The organism is Paenibacillus sp. sgz302114 (genome assembly GCF_056120345.1).
The window spans coordinates 25,375-40,916 of sequence record NZ_JBVYOI010000016.1; the positions used below are offsets into that span (position 1 = coordinate 25,375).

The following is a 15,542-nucleotide window of genomic DNA, read 5'->3' on the forward strand; positions in this document are numbered from 1 at the left end:
TTCTTTATTTTTTCTGCCGCGACGGCGACTGCGACTGCGACGGAGGCGGACCGCTAGGCAACGTAACAGTAATCGTCGTTCCTGCTTCCGCTTTACTGCTCGCGGTCACAGTGCCGTTATGCATATCGGCTATTCTTTTGACGATAGACAGCCCCAGGCCGCTTCCTCCCAGCTTGCGGTTGCGTGACCTATCCGCCTTGAAGAAGCGTTCGAAGATATGCGGCAAATCCTCTTCGGATATTCCGATTCCCGTATCTGTAATGGAGACGCTCGCTCCATCTTTTGTCTGCTTTACTTCAACGCTCACCGTGCCGCCTTCAGGCGTAAACTTCATGCTGTTCGCGAGAATGTTCATCCACACCTGCGAGAGCAGCTCATCATCACCTAAGATCGTTACTTCCTCGTCCAAGTTCACATCCATAACAATATTTTTGTCCATCCAGAGCGGCTCGCAAGCAAGAATCATCGAGCGAACCTGCTGATCAAGGCGCAGCGGCTTCAGAAGAACGGGCTCTTCCCTCGCTTCAAGCGTCGTCAGCTTAAGCAGATTGTCGCTCAGCTTGGACAGCCTCGCGCTCTCGTTCTCGATAATGCTCGCGTAATGATTACGCTGTTCATCATCGCTTCCTTCATGCTGCAGCGCTTTGGCAAAGCCGCGAATAGAGGTTAGCGGCGATTGAATCTCATGAGAGACGTTGCTGATGAACGTCTGGCGCATCTGCTCCAGCTGGCTCAGCTCAGCAGCCATATCGTTAATGCTCGCCGCTAGCTCTCCGAATTGCGGAATTTGTTCGGATTTGGCAATGGACACAGAGAAGTCTCCTTTCGACATGCGACGGATGGCATTAATGTATACACGAGCTCCATCCCGATGTCGCCAAGGTCGACCGATCAGCAGCAAGATGATGAACAAGAGCAGAAACCCAAGGAACACCGTAAACAGCTGCTGCGGCAAGCCGCGATACAAGCTAGGCGCTTCCTCCTGGATAAAGAGCGCATACTGCTGACCGCCGCTGTTCACCTTCATGCCCGCAAGCGCGGTTCCTTTGACAAAAGGATTCGACCGCTTCAGCAGCTCTACCTTCTCCCCGCGCTCAAGCACCGCCGCAGTTTCCTCCTGAGAAGGCAGGCTGCCAGCCTTCTCTGCATCGCCGAAGGTTTCCGCTTTCCCCTTTGCGTCGATCAGTACAATTCGGTAGCCGTTGCTGTTTGCTGCTGGCAGCAGTGCATCCTTCCACTCGCTGCTCGGCTTGCTTGTAAGAATATTTGAGATTAGCTGTCCGTCATGAGCCAGCTCCGCCGTTAATGCCGACTGATTATGTTTCTCTTTATAGTAGGAAACAGCCGTATAAGCGATCGTAAACGTCGTATAGATTGCAATATTCATGAGAATCATGCCGGCGAGACCTGCCAATATTCTTTTCCACAATGGCATTTCCATTCGTTATACCTCCAGCCGGTATCCAAGCCCGCGGATCGTCTGAATTCGGACTCGGCTCCGATCCTCAGGGAACTTCTCGCGCAGCCGCTTAATATGAACATCTACCGTCCGCTCGTCTCCTTCATAGTCGTAGCCCCATAGCTGTTCGATGAGATGCTCGCGCGAGAAGGTTTTGCCCGGATAGCTCGCAAGCTTGAATAGCAATTCAAATTCCTTCATAGGCAGCGTCATCGTCGTATCGTCCATCGTAACCGCATATGTCGATCGATTGAGCTGCACGCTTCCAACGGTAACCGTATGCGAAGTTGCAATCTTGTATCTCTTGAGCAGCGCCTTCACGCGCGCAACAAGCTCTACCGGCTCAAACGGCTTGACGAGATAATCGTCCGCGCCTAGCTCGAATCCCTTCACCTTCTGGCTTGTTTCGCCCTTCGCCGTCAGCATGAGCACGGGAAGCTCGGTCGATTCGCGCAGCTCTCTGCACAGCTGCCATCCGTCCATGTTCGGCATCATCACATCGAGAACAGCAAGGTCAACCTGCGTATTCTCCAGAATATCGAGCGCTTCCTTGCCGTCGCCTGCCTCGACAATTTCGAAGCCTTCCCGAACGAGAAACAGCCGAATAAGCTCACGAATATGGGGATCGTCATCGACGATTAATAGTTTAGTCATTGTAAGTTCATCTCCGGTTGTCGTTAGAATAGGAAATCATGCACTCAATATACGTTTCAATCATGAACAGAATATGAACAGTCCTCCCCCATCTTACCAATACTCGGCAAAAAGCAAAAGAAGCCTGAATCTGCAGCTAGCAGGCCCGGCTTCTTATTGTTAATCGTGATAATTACTAGATCTAATCATCTACTCCGCCGCTGCTGGATTTACGAGCTTTGTTCGAAAGCTCTCAGCACGATGCCGTTAGAGTGCGGCTTCCCAAGCAATCGCAGCAGCTCCGCGGCTACTTCAGAAGCTTGACGCAGCTTCCCTGTCTCGTGGCTCTCTTGAAAGAATCGCTGCAGCGGGAACTGCTCTGAATCTGCCCGCGTGCAGTTACTTGCATGGCGGTTTCCATCATGCCCGGATCAAACGCATAAGCCAAGATCGGGCGCTCGGCGTCCCGCTGCTCATCTGCGATACAGCGAGTGAGCATATTAAGCGCCGCTTTGCCGCTGCAATACATGCTCATGGACGGTGCGGAATATTCGCCCAAACCTGATGTTACATTCACGATAGTGGCACGGATAGGCAGGTTCTGAACGAGCTTGATGAACCGGCTGCACAGCACCATCGGCGCGAGGAGGCTTGTCTGCAGATGCTTTGCCATCTCTGCGGATTCCAGATCGGGCAGCGGCCTAAGCGGCTCGAGCATCGCTGCGTTATTGATAAACAGCAGCTCCTCCACAGGCAGAAGACTGACGGATTGAGCAATAGAATCGAACGCTGCTTCCACCGCTGTGACGTCTGCTAGATCACAGGGGACATATGTAAATGCCGCTTCCTTCGCAAGACGCTCCGCCGGAGATGTGCGAGCTGCTCCGAACACCTGATACCCTTGCTGGACAAGCACCTCTGCAATGGCTTCCCCTAGCCCACGCGATACCCCTGTTACGATTGCTGCCTTCGTTATGTTCGCCTGCATCTTCCATCCCGCCTCCTCAACTATAACTAGAATAAACGCCGCTTCGCTGAGAGCATCCAGCGGTCGACGCTGTATGCCACACCAATGCCAACGGTATACCGTAACAGATCGACAATTAGAAAGCCATGTCCGAGCACAAGCGCTCCGAGCGTCGTTCCACGAATCTGATTAATCCAGTCACCTTGATACAGCTGGCTGAATTCGTCAGCAAAGCAGAAGCACAAGCTGATCAACACGGCCGCGCTTATCCTCTGTCTGTAGAAGCAGAATCGGAAGCCGAAGTAAATCATGCCCGCCCACAGCGCATCCCCCGCATGCTCGGCAATCCATCCAGGCAGCGCCTCCGGGTATCGCCTGACCGCGAGGCCTAACACAATTACCGCTCCCACAGCGACTACGTACAGGGAGCGTCTAGTATGGAAGATCGTCCAGCCTTGAAGTTGACTCGTTTGCTTTCTCTTTCTTCTTGCCGACAAACTCAAGCACCTCCAGCAAATCCGGCGGCTGCAGCAGCTCCACCGGCGACATGCTGCGATCGAACTGGAAGCCGTCTCCTTCAATAAGCGCAATATAACGACCATTGTATGTTGCAAAATGGATCGATTGCCCGAATTCGGCAAGCGGCCCTTTAACAGCCCAGTCCCCGAGCTTGAACGCGACGCTCAGGTTAGGCTGCTGCTCAATCAGCCGTTCCGCTGCGGCGACGACCCGCTCCTGCGGCCAGGATTCCTGCAGCTCCCGCTTCTCGCTCGCCGCCCACACCTCGAACTGCTGCGCTTCCTGCTCGCGCGCCTCGCTCGCATGCCCTTGCCATTTATCCTCCATATACTCATGAACCATCTCAAGCATATGGTCGCTCATCAGCTCCGGCATCGCCTTCTCATAGCTGACGAACCGGAGGAAATCCTCGAAATATCTCGCATGCGACGCTTGGTGGATTTTCAACTCCCACGGCTCAAGCATCCCTTCTTCCGGCATCAACGGATATTGGATGGACTTCATATTCCGCGCGCTAATCGCCATCTCCACATGCGAGATCAAATTATGCTCATCCGTGATGCGCGCAATCTTCGGTTCAAAATCACACTTGAGCACGAACAGCAGCGGCTCATCTGTATGCCGGTTCGGCGTCGCGTGCACGACAATGAAGGCACCGCCACGAACAGCTGCCGCTTCCATATAGAGCCGAACGAGCTCATCGGCGAAGCCGTGAAACTCTTGCGCAGAAGCAGACTGGCGAAGACGCTGAAACGTATTGTAGTTCGGGTTGCTGTCCAGCTCGTAGCCTGGCTCAACGATGAATCGACCGATCTTCGTCGGAGCTGAGTCCGTTGCTGGATGGCGCTCTGCTTTTCTTTTGCAAATTCGGGTAAACTCGCCGTCCAGAAACGACTTCAGCTCACTCTCTGCATAGTCGTAGCGGTCCAATGTTTGAAAATGTTTAAAAGTCTTGGCAGCGTTATTGTCGCCGCCTTCACCTTGAATAACGAAGAACGATAAATACTCGACGATAAAATCCATTGATGTGACTCCTTTTGTCATTACGTGTTAAGTCACTAGCATAGCATATTTCGTTTTCAGATAGATACAGCTTCTAGCCCTTTGAGCTGCAGATTCGATTCGCCTGCTCATGAATGTATCGCAGCAATGCCGCAAAATCAGCCAGCCGCTTGTCGTTATCCTCATAAACCCGTTCCGGGCGAAGCTGCTTGATCCATATCGCTTCTTGAATGATGCCGTGCCACTTCTCTGGAATGACCGTAAGTCCATACTGGCCGGATTGCACCTTGCTCTTGATCCCGTGCTCCGACACGGTATAGAGCTGTCGCAACATACCGAGCGCACACCAATCCACCGCTTCATCCAACTGTTCAGAAGAGAAGCTTCCCTTGCTTGCTATGAATTGCTCTAACCGTTCGATCCAGCCTAACCAGTAGTTGTTCATATTCTCGATGACATAGTTGACCAGCGACTGCGTATCGACTTCGTAATCCATCCATTGTTCCGCGCCATCTATTCGGATGCCGTTATGCCCCAGAATCCACCACGTAATCGGATTCCAATCTGCGCCGAACCCATTGGTGTGCACCTCTTTATTGTAAAAGGTTACGCACGCGCGGTCCGCGCGATACGGCTGGCCAAGCTCATGAGCGAGCAAATACATGCCCATGATGTCGACCTCGGGATATTCCAGCTCCGTTTCCGCATGCGCCTCACTGATCGCTTTAATGTCCGCAGCTGTAAGATTTTCACGGACGATAGCTACAAAATCAATATCGCTCGAACCTTCAATATAATCGTCTAGCGCCACAGAGCCATACAAATAGATGGACTCGACCATGGTTGTTCTGCTTCGCAGCCCGCTAGCTAACTTGCTCATCTTTCGTTCTACGGATGGGGGTAACATGTACCTGATGCACCTCGCCTATAGGTAAATGACCTGCTGATGCCATCATAATCGCTGAAGCTGCGGCGATAAAGAAATTATGGCAGGCGAGATTTCATATTTACATGGCTGAGTTTGCAGGTGGCAGCACAGCTGATGCTTGAAGTACGGCGATGCTGACGTGTAGCCGCTTAAAAAAAGTGCCGAGAAAGCCCCTCTTATAGGGACTTTCTCGGCACTCTTAGAGCTTTTGCTATTTTAACGGTAGCACTACATTCAACCAACCGCCACCGGCAGCGAAGTTACTAGGGCCGTCAACTCACCGCTGTACAGCAGCTTCAGCTTATGGAGCGCACGCGTGCACGCAACATACAGCAGCTTCGCGTCGTTGCTGCCGAAGCTATCCGCATCGGCATCGGCGATAAGCACGGCATCGAACTCGAGACCCTTCGCCAAATACGCCGGAACGACGGTTAGTCCGCCGCCGTACGCCTCTTGCTTGCTCTCGACTAGCGAGCAAGGTACGCCAGCTGCTCTCAGCTCCGCGGCAATCGCCGCACATGAGCGGGCAGTCCGCCCAAGCACAGCCATTGTCCGGTAGTGACCGGTAGCCTGCCACTCCTTCACCGTCAGCACAACTCCCGCGAGCCGCTCATCGTCTGACCCTGCATCGACCACATCCACGGCCTCGCCGCTCCGGAACACGGGGACTGCCGGCTTAACGCCATCGCCCATGCCGCCGAGCACCAAGTTTGCAAAATCAATGATTTCCATCGTGGACCGGTAACTCCGATCGAGCTCGAAATAACCAGTGTCCGCTTCCGGGAAGAGCGACGTTTGCTCCTTCCAGCTGTGAATGCCGGCATAGCCGTGAATCCCTTGCTGCAAATCGCCGAGCACCGTCATCGACGGCTGACGCTGGCACTGCTTGAGCGCTTCAATCTGGAACGGCGAGTAGTCCTGCGCTTCGTCGATCACGATATGATCGTACGGCGGTTGCTCGCTGCCATACAGCCGAAGCTGAATGTACACTAGCGACGCGAGATCCTCAGGAAGAATAAACTTCTTCTTGAGCGACTTGATCGTATTCTTGCATGCGTCTGCCCCAAGCAGTTCTTGCGCAGCTGCTTCACCAAGAATCGAGCTGTACAATTGCGGCGCTGTAAAAGACGGAATTTTTTTCGTATATGCATTAAGCTTCGTGCTGAGCTTTGTCTTGAGTGTTTTGTCCGTAAGCCTGCGCGCTTTCCACTCCGACTCCAGCCAGCGCTTCAATCGGCTGACCAGCCTCGTGCGACGTTTCATATAAGGCTCACTACTGTCGTCGGTCGAGAGCCATTCGATAATCATCGCCGGCGTCACCTTCCAACCCGCCATCGGCTCGAAAGCTTCCTCTGGAATTAGCGATGACTCGGTGAGCACAAGCTTCTCATCAACAAGCGCTTTGAAGGCAAGGCTGCCTTTCACGCGACTAGTCGCCGTATCCATCTCTTCTCTGGAACGCTGATGCTCAAACCAATAAGTAAACGGATCGAAGTCCTCGTCGAGACGAACCGCTCCATCCAGCTGCTCAAGCGCCCAATCTGCGAATGTCGTCTGCAAAATATCGCCGACGCCGAGCTCCGGCAGCACGCCGGAAATATAGTCAAGGAACATCCGGTTCGGCGCAAAAATAACCATCCGATCCGCGCGAATCGCGCCCGCGTAGCGGTACAGCAAATACGCGAGACGATGGAGCGCAACGGTCGTTTTTCCGCTACCCGCTACCCCTTGAATGAAGACGGCTTTGTTCTTGTCCGTCCGAATGATGCGATCCTGCTCTTGCTGAATCGTCGAAACGATGTCGCGCAGCTTATTGTCCTTGCTCTCCCCGAGTCGGAATAGCAGGAACTCGTCGGTGACGGATTCTTCTTCCTGCCCACGAACATAGCTGTCGACTACCCGCTCGAGCTTCCCATCGCGCACCATCAGGTTGCGCTTGAGATGAACGGTCCCTTCCACATCGCCATCCGGCGATTCGTAGGTGACAGGGGCTTCCCCGCCGCTGAACGCGTAGAACAAGCTAGCTACCGGTGCGCGCCAATCGACGACAAGCACTTCGTTCGACTTCTCATGGGCGACGCCGGCTTTGCCGATGTAGAGCGGTTTAGGTTCGGGCTGAACCATTTCTTGAAAATCAATTCGGCCAAAATACGGCTCGCGCTGCGCAACCTCCAGCCGCTGCTGCCGCTGTTCACGCTGGATTTCGAGCATTTGCTCGGTAAAATCATTGCCAGTGTAACGAGGTCCGATCGTACGAAGCTGCTCGTGAATGTGCTTCAGCACATCTTCGACTCGTGCAGCCTCTTCTTGAAAGGCACTTTGAACGGTCATGTCAGTTACCTCCCTCTGCGACTTCAAGCCTGCTTTGCTAGCCGCTCCCTCGCATCCATGTTATTGGAGGCGGCGAAAGCCGCATTCGCATGCGGCTTGGTCTGTTCGTATAAATAATGGCAATAACGCTCTGTTATGGAGCACGAGTGAACAATATAGCATATCAATTTGCGAGTGTCAATTCATACCAAGCCATGCCAAAATGTTACAGCAAGTACCGAATCAACAGGCTAACTAGAGCGACGTGAAGCACCAGCATGAGCGGCATGCCAATGGAGAAAGCAGGATGCTTCGTCTTGTGCCGGAACATCCGCATCGCCAGCACGCCTCCAAGGGAGCCTCCAATTAGGCTCATCCCAAGCAGTGTTTTCTCAGGAATGCGATGCCTGCGATCTCTCGTTGCACGCCGCTTATCAATGCGCATGAGATTGAACACGTAGAGATTCATGATAATAAGGTACAGGACGAATATTTTTATTAGCAGTGTCATTTTTTGCGAGTGTCACTTCTTTCCTTACAGATTAACGTAAATCAAGCTTGCGGACGTGGCTTCGTACGGTTTGTCGGTTCAGCCTCAAGCGGATTATCCGGCCAATAATGCTTGGGATAACGGCCCTTCAAGTCCTTCTTCACCTCGAAATAGGTGTTCTGCCAAAAGCTCGCCAAATCCTGCGTTACCTGAACCGGCCGTTGCGCTGGCGACAGCAGATGGATCGTAATCGGCAGCTTGCCGCCTACAATACGCGGCGTCTGCGCAAGGCCGAACAGCTCCTGCAGCCGGACGGCGAGCACCGGCGCTGCCGGGTTGCTGTAATCGACCGGGATGCGCGAACCGCTTGGCACCTTGATATGCGTCGGCACTTCATCATCAAGCTGCGAACGCTCCTGCCAGGACAGCAGCGCCTCCATGATTTGCGCCATATTGAGGCGCGCTAGGTCGGATCGGCTGCGCATCCCGCCGGCGTAAGGACCGAGCCATTCCGGGAGCGATGCGAGCAGCGCTTCCTCGGATACATTCGGCCAGCTCGCATTGTGCGTATGCATAAGCGCGATCCGGGCTTGCAGCTGGCGTGCTTGCTTCGTCCAAGGGAGCATATCCAGCCCGCCTTGCTCTGCGATGCCGCTGAAGAGAGCACTCATAACAAGCTCTGGATCGGCGTTTTCGAGCTGCGTATCTTTCAAAATCAAGGCACCTAGCCGTATGCGCCGCCGTGCTCGCACCGCCCCCGCTTGGCGGTCCCATCTCACATCCGCCTCATCTGTGAGCTGATCGGCAAAGTGCCGCTCGATCTCAGCGAGCGTAATCTCCGCGCCAAGCAGAATGCGGCTGTCGCTGCCGCTATCCTCAAGCTCCGCGGTCGCGAGGTACGGCGCGCTGGAGAGCGGCTGCAGCTCCTGCACAGCCGCGCCTCGGCCGCTGCGCAGCAGAAACCGGCCGTCGCCGCGCCGCTGCGCGATGCGGTCCGGGTACGCGAGCGCGAGCAGCAGCCCGGTCGCGTCCGTTGGCGCGGCGGCTGTCGCTTGCCGCGGCTGCGGCGCTATGCCGGCGGCGCGCATCCACTCGCGCGCCTCCGCGGCGAGCCGCCCCAGCGCAGCGGCGTCCGGCTGCTCGCCGGCAGCGGAGCGCCCGCGCAGCGCATCGACGCGCAGCCGCATATCGATGCTGCGCGTCTGGCGCAGCAGATCGCGGTCGCCGAGCAGCGCGGCGAGCTCGCACGCAGCAACGCCTAGGCCAAGCGGCTTCGCCTCGAGCACCATATGCGCGAGTCGCGGATGCATGCCGAGCTCGGCCATCTCTTTGCCGTGCGCGGTCGGCTTGCCTCCCGCATCGAGCGCGCCAAGCTCGCGCAGCAGCTCCAGCGCCTGCGCGTAGGCAGCAGCCGGCGGCTTCGTCAACCACGCGAGCTCCTCGAACGGATCGGCAATGCCCCATATCGCAAGCTCGAGCGCGAGCGGTGCAAGATCTGCGCTGAGCAGCTCCGGATCGCTCTGCGGCTGCAGCTGCCTTTGCTCCTGCTCCGTCCATAGCCGGTAGCAGACGCCCGGCGCTTCGCGCCCGGCACGCCCGCGGCGCTGATCCGCCGAAGCGACGGACACCGGCACGGTTTCCAGCCGTGCCATGCCCGTCCGCGGCGAGAAGCGCGGAACTCGGCTCAGCCCGCTGTCGACGACGATGCGTACCCCGCGGACCGTGACGCTTGACTCCGCGATTGTCGTCGCGAGCACGATTTTGCGTTCGCCCGCAGCTGCGGGCGCGACGGCACGATCCTGCGCCTCCGGCGATAAGGCGCCGTACAACGGGACGACCACCGTTGCTGCCGGCAGCGCCGCCGAAGCGCGAAGCAGCCCGGCTACGCGGTAAATCTCGCCCGCTCCCGGCAGAAAAACAAGCACATCGCCTTCATCGCGTTGCACGGCTTCCAAGACCGTGCGCGCGACCGCATCTTCCACGCGGCCGCCGCCCTGCATCTGAGGCTTCGCCGCATAACGCGTCTCCACCGGAAAAGCACGCCCTTCGCTCACGAGAAGGGGCGCACCTCCAAGCAGCTCCGCGACTGGCTCTGCTTCCAGCGTCGCTGACATGACGAGCAGCCGCAGATCGTCGCGAAGTACGGACTGCGTCTGCAAACAGAGAGCGAGCCCAAGATCGCCATGCAGATGCCGCTCATGGAACTCGTCAAAGATGACAATGCCCACGCCTTCCAGCGCCGGGTCAGCTTGAAGCATTCGTGTTAATACCCCTTCGGTGATGACCTCAATCACCGTCGACGGCCCTACCTTCGTATCCATCCGAACGCGGTAACCGACCGTTCCGCCTGCCTGCTCGCCAAGTGACGCTGCCATAAACCGAGCCGCAGCACGAGCCGCCAATCGGCGTGGCTCCAGCATAAGAATGCGCTGGCCTGCCAGCCATGGCGCATCAAGCAGCGCCAACGGCACTCGAGTCGTCTTCCCCGCACCGGGCGCAGCTACAAGCACAGCTGCGCTGCCTTCAGCAAGCACCTGTTGAAGCTCAGGCAGCAAGCCGTCGATTGGCAGCTCGCCCTGTGATTGTATCTGTTGTATCTGTTGTATCTGTTGTATCTGTAGTTTCCGATCACGATCATCCATGCGTGAGTCCCCTGTCTAACGATTTCATAAGTTCTATTATAGGGACTTTGCACTTTCAACGTCAAAACCCCGCCATCAAACAATGGAGGGGGATCATTCAACGCTATATTCGTTTATCTCTTTCAACATATACTCAGCAAACGCCTGTAGCTCTATTTCATCTAACCCCAGTCCTTTTGCAAACCCACTGTATTCATCTAAGCAACCAGCAATGATAGGATGGAATTCATGAGGCAGAGCATGAAGTGCCCATTCGCCAGCCTCTTTCTTAGAAGACACCAAGCCTTCGCGTAAATACAGAAGAACTCGGCACAAATTTAAGGTGTAGTAGACAGGTGAATCCACGATCTCACCTGCTGCACTGGCGATGTCGCTTACTATCGACTGTACGTAGTAGGCTCTATTGATAGGCTTAAACACTTGTTTAATCGGTTTGCCGTAGATCGTGATCCCTCGCTCATGGATAACCGTAAAATGCGCCGCCAAATCTGGATCTTCAAACCCGCCGCATATATAATCTTCATCCGTTTGATACTTTTCAAGATGATAATCCGAGTAATGATATTCAAATGGAGCCGGATTTGTGAAGTCTGTTGCTATAGCTTCCAAGACGACGCTCAGCTCGATGCCACGACCGCTTGGAACTTCATCGGCATCAATAGCAGCTGCTTTGTGAGCTCTTTCGTTTCATCTCTTGAAGGTTTGTTTGTGACGATGATGATAATGTCTATGTCGCTCTTGTCAGGGTTGAAGCCGCCCATCGCCAAGGAGCCGTGCAAATAAATGCCTACTATATTCTCCCCCAGCACCAGCTTGAACCTGTCCGCCATTCTTCCCAAGAACGAGTGAGTATCCACACGAATCCCACCTTTTAAACCGTCATGATTTGATGGCAATGACAGTCGCTACTCACGCTTTCCGTCCAGCTTACCTATCAAACCAACAAGCTCCTCCGCCTGCTTCATCACCATGTCTACCGTATCGGCGGCAGTACGCTCGCCCGCTAACCGCAGCCCTTGACCCGCCCACAGCGACATATATTCGGGATTGTTTGCTCTGGCAGCGGCCCCGCGAATATCTCTGGTCATTGCATTTTGAATAGGATACTCCGGTATAACTCCGGTATAAGCTTCCATTTCGCGCATGAATTCCGTTCGAATACCTCGCGCGGCTTTGCCCGAGTAGGCATAGGTAATCTCGGTGGAATCCTCATTTGCCGTCAAAATCTTCTGTTTGAACGCAGCATGTGCGCCGCTTTCTGAACAGGTGAGGAACGCAGTTCCCATCTGTACAGCGGACGCTCCAAGCGCAAGGCTCGCAATAAGTCCGCGTCCATCCATAATGCCGCCTGATGCAATGACTGGAACTGACACGATGTCAACAATTTGCGGAACGAGTGCCATTGTGCCGATCAAAGAGTCCTCCGCTTTCTTCAAGAAAGTCCCGCGATGACCGCCTGCTTCGCTTCCTTGCGCCGCAATCGCATGGACACCGGCTGCCTCCAGCTTCAATGCTTCTTCTACGGTTGTCGCTGTACCGACGAGGACAATTCCACGCTGCCTCATCGCCTCCAATAGACTCGCTGATGGAATGCCGAAGGTGAAGCTAAACACGGGAACATTTTCCTCTAGCAGCACCTCAGCTTGTTCCTCGAAGCTTTCCGCATATTTCGAGATGGCTGGATTATCGTCTATACCGAGTTTCTCCCGATAACCATTCAACACTTCGTTCATCTTCGCAATTGTTTCTTCCGACGTATTCGGTTCTTCCGGGACAAATAAGTTCACGCCAAAAGGCCGATCAGTCAGCTGCCGAATCTCGCGAATCGCGCTACGAATCTGCTCTGGCGCTAAGTATCCCGCTCCGAGACTGCCGAGTCCTCCTGCATTCGAGACTGCCGCCACCAGCTCAGGTGTCGTCGGACCACCCGCCATTGGCGCTTGAATGATCGGATTTTTGATTCTGAGCAAGCGTGTTAAGTTCGTTTCCAGCATAATGGGATGTCACCTCCACCACTCTAATGGACTATCAACTAACCATCATCATAACGACAAATACCAGCCCAGCCTCAATGATTTCGCTCACCGCGCCATACGTATCGCCTGTCAACCCGCCAAGCTTGCGTGACAGCCAGCTGCAAACGATGCTTCCCAGAGCAGCCATAACTACAGCTTGGACAAGCAGCGTTAACCAAATACGATCCAGCGCCGATGCGAAAATAACAATAGCGCCGCTAACGAGCACCAGCTGTACAGCAAGTGCAGCTACAGCATGGCGCAGGCGAACCTCCTTGAACAAGGAGGCCATTCCTTCATTCGGACGAGCGAATGGCCACAACACCATCGCGGCGACGATCCAGAGCCGACTCCAGCCGAAAGCGAGCGCAAGCAGCGGCGCGACCGCCTCCCAATCCGGGCTCTCAGCAAGCAGCGTGTAAAGAGCCGACAATTTAAACAAGAACAGCAGCACAGCAGCCAATACGCCCATCGCACCAACGCGACTGTCTTTCATTATCTCTAACATTCTCTCTCGCGGTCGATTGCTCAGCACACCGTCTGCCGTATCCATAAAGCCGTCCACGTGCAAGCCGCCGCTCAGAGCTGTCATTACAATCAACACGATAACAGCCGCAGGCATGCTCGGCACAAGTCCGTCAAGTACCCAAGCAAGCGCCGCGACGATGCCGCCAATTACAAGCCCTGCCAGCGGATAGTAAGCGACGCTCCGTGCAAGCACTTGCGGAGTGAACGGGAGAGCAACCGGGATTGGAATACGGGTCAGCAGTTGAAAAGCCGTGCCTGCCGCTTGAAGCTGATCTTTCATAAACTTTGTTGCCATGCCGCCCCTCCCACAATAGCGAACTCTACCGAACACTGCACTATCTATTCCCCAATGCGAAAAGCATGCGCCTTCAAATCGAGCGGAATGCCCGCCACGACAAGCAGCGCTTGCTCGCAACGCTCTGCCAGCTTGCGGTTCATACGTCCTGCCTCATCTCGGAATCTGCGTCCGAGCGGATAGGCGGGGACGATACCGCTGCCCACTTCATTGGTCACGAGCAGAAGCGGCCCTGTGTAGGCGGCAACTGCCTCTACAAGCTGTTCGATAACCGCCTGCAGCTTCGTATCGGATAGCCTTCGCTCGCTTTCTTCTTCATCGAGCCTGAGCATCCAATTCGTCAGCCATAGCGTAAGACAGTCAACGAGAACCACTTTGCGCTCACTACCTTCGGCTGAACTGTCCCGTTCAAGCTGCTTGAGCAGTTCCGCCAGCGCGTACGGCTCCTCAATAGTCTGCCAGTCATAGCCAGATTGTTCACGTGTTCGCTGATGATGCGCCGTGCGCGCAATCATCTCCTCATCGCCCCAGCTCTGCGAAGTGGCAAGATAGATGCCCTGCTTCGCCAGCTTCATCGCATATGCTTCCGCGAAGCCGCTCTTCCCGCTGCGGGCTCCACCGGTAATGAATATCGCCACTAGCGCTCACATCCTTCCCGTATCCTCACCAGCTAACCGCGTGACACCCCGGCGCTTTCGAACGTTGCCATCTCCCGCATAATCCGCACCGCAGCATCTATGATATGGAAGCCAAGAACGGCGCCAGTCCCTTCTCCAAGCCGCATATCCAATTGAAGCATGGGCGACAATCCGATTGTCTGAAGCAGCTTGCGATGTCCTTGCTCTTGCGACAGATGAGATCCGATCATATAGGCGGTAGCTTGCGGCGCTATTGATGCGGCAACGAGAGCGGCTGCCGATGAAATGAACCCATCAATGACGACAAGACAATTGTTTGCGGCAGCGCTGAGAATAACGCCGACCAGACCGGCAATCTCGAGTCCGCCTACTTTGGCAAGCACATCAATCGGATCATCCACGCTCGGCACATTGCATGCGATTGCCCGGCATACAACATCGACTTTATGCTTACGGCGTTCTTCATTAATGCCCGTGCCCAGCCCGACTGCCTCATCCGGCGTCATCGAGCCGAGAACTGCACAGAGCGCGGCACTCGCCGTCGTATTGCCGATTCCCATCTCTCCTGTCGCGAACATTCGGTATCCTTCACGAGCCAGCTTCTCGGTCAGCTCATATCCGCCAATGATAGCAGCGAGCGCTTCCTCGCGAGCCATCGCAGCTTCCCTAGTCATATTCGCCGTTCCTTTGCGCGTCTTGCAGCTGATCAACGCTTCATGGCTGAGATCCGCATTGACTCCCATATCCACACAGAACACGTCAGCACCTGCACCACGAGCGAGCACATTGACTGCAGCGCCGCCGGCCAAGAAATTCATCACCATCTGCGGCGTGACCTCAGCTGGAAAAGCGCTGATCCCTTCTTCGCATACTCCGTGGTCGCCTGCCATCACAATGACAGCACGCTTCGCTAGGTCAGGGGCGATCTCTCCGGTAATGCCAGCAAGCTGCCGAGCAATCTCTTCCAGCTTGCCCAAGCTTCCAGGCGGCTTCGTCAAGCTGTTTAAGTGCTTCTCGGAAGCCTCTATACTTTCGTCATTCAGCGGTGTAATTCGTGCAGTAATCTCTTGAAGCCGTTGTTCATGGTCAAGCTCGGATTGTGTCATCAGAAACTTC

General features: G+C 55.1%; 15 protein-coding genes. All 15 read right to left on the reverse strand.

All coding sequences use genetic code 11. The features are described from left to right. Window positions 1-4: 4 nt before the first annotated feature. The gene (locus AC0LWF_RS24710) at window positions 5-1,441 is read right to left on the reverse strand and encodes a sensor histidine kinase (protein WP_474654201.1); all 1,437 of its coding nucleotides are present in this window, start codon (window positions 1,439-1,441) and stop codon (window positions 5-7) included. A 3-nt stretch (window positions 1,442-1,444) separates the two neighbouring features. Then, complete coding sequence (locus AC0LWF_RS24715; RefSeq protein ID WP_474654202.1) at window positions 1,445-2,113, reverse strand: response regulator transcription factor; 669 nt, start codon at window positions 2,111-2,113, stop codon at window positions 1,445-1,447. Between the two features lie 286 nt (window positions 2,114-2,399). Beyond that, window positions 2,400-3,080 carry an SDR family NAD(P)-dependent oxidoreductase gene (locus AC0LWF_RS24720; RefSeq protein ID WP_474654203.1) on the reverse strand — a complete coding sequence of 227 codons (681 nt, stop codon included), beginning with the start codon at window positions 3,078-3,080 and terminating at the stop codon, window positions 2,400-2,402. A 26-nt stretch (window positions 3,081-3,106) separates the two neighbouring features. Further along, a complete protein-coding gene (locus AC0LWF_RS24725) occupies window positions 3,107-3,454 on the reverse strand; it encodes a ribosomal maturation YjgA family protein (protein ID WP_474654204.1) in 348 nt (115 codons plus the stop codon). 37 nt (window positions 3,455-3,491) lie between these two features. Further along, on the reverse strand, window positions 3,492-4,601 hold the full coding sequence (locus AC0LWF_RS24730; protein ID WP_474654205.1) for a DUF3900 domain-containing protein: 1,110 nt from the start codon (window positions 4,599-4,601) through the stop codon (window positions 3,492-3,494). Between the two features lie 73 nt (window positions 4,602-4,674). Continuing rightward, entirely contained in the window at window positions 4,675-5,460 is a 786-nt protein-coding gene (locus AC0LWF_RS24735; RefSeq protein WP_474654206.1) for a nucleotidyltransferase domain-containing protein, read from the reverse strand. Window positions 5,461-5,742: 282 nt separating this feature from the next. Further along, window positions 5,743-7,839, reverse strand: coding sequence for a HelD family protein (locus AC0LWF_RS24740; protein WP_474654207.1), 2,097 nt, complete (start codon window positions 7,837-7,839; stop codon window positions 5,743-5,745). 205 nt (window positions 7,840-8,044) lie between these two features. Then, window positions 8,045-8,329: a DUF1294 domain-containing protein gene (locus AC0LWF_RS24745; protein ID WP_474654208.1), complete on the reverse strand. Its 285-nt coding sequence runs from the start codon at window positions 8,327-8,329 to the stop codon at window positions 8,045-8,047. Between the two features lie 41 nt (window positions 8,330-8,370). Continuing rightward, a complete protein-coding gene (gene hrpB, locus AC0LWF_RS24750) occupies window positions 8,371-10,950 on the reverse strand; it encodes an ATP-dependent helicase HrpB (protein WP_474654209.1) in 2,580 nt (859 codons plus the stop codon). A gap of 93 nt (window positions 10,951-11,043) precedes the next feature. Further along, window positions 11,044-11,559, reverse strand: coding sequence for a DUF4111 domain-containing protein (locus AC0LWF_RS24755; RefSeq protein WP_474654210.1), 516 nt, complete (start codon window positions 11,557-11,559; stop codon window positions 11,044-11,046). 8 nt (window positions 11,560-11,567) lie between these two features. Further along, entirely contained in the window at window positions 11,568-11,807 is a 240-nt protein-coding gene (locus AC0LWF_RS24760; RefSeq protein ID WP_474654211.1) for a nucleotidyltransferase domain-containing protein, read from the reverse strand. Window positions 11,808-11,855: 48 nt separating this feature from the next. Then, window positions 11,856-12,944: an NAD(P)H-dependent flavin oxidoreductase gene (locus AC0LWF_RS24765; RefSeq protein ID WP_474654212.1), complete on the reverse strand. Its 1,089-nt coding sequence runs from the start codon at window positions 12,942-12,944 to the stop codon at window positions 11,856-11,858. Between the two features lie 34 nt (window positions 12,945-12,978). Next, window positions 12,979-13,788: an adenosylcobinamide-GDP ribazoletransferase gene (cobS, locus tag AC0LWF_RS24770; protein ID WP_474654213.1), complete on the reverse strand. Its 810-nt coding sequence runs from the start codon at window positions 13,786-13,788 to the stop codon at window positions 12,979-12,981. 44 nt (window positions 13,789-13,832) lie between these two features. Beyond that, window positions 13,833-14,426 carry a bifunctional adenosylcobinamide kinase/adenosylcobinamide-phosphate guanylyltransferase gene (gene cobU, locus AC0LWF_RS24775; RefSeq protein ID WP_474654214.1) on the reverse strand — a complete coding sequence of 198 codons (594 nt, stop codon included), beginning with the start codon at window positions 14,424-14,426 and terminating at the stop codon, window positions 13,833-13,835. Window positions 14,427-14,458: 32 nt separating this feature from the next. Next, window positions 14,459-15,532 carry a nicotinate-nucleotide--dimethylbenzimidazole phosphoribosyltransferase gene (cobT, locus tag AC0LWF_RS24780; protein ID WP_474654215.1) on the reverse strand — a complete coding sequence of 358 codons (1,074 nt, stop codon included), beginning with the start codon at window positions 15,530-15,532 and terminating at the stop codon, window positions 14,459-14,461. Window positions 15,533-15,542 lie beyond the last annotated feature (10 nt).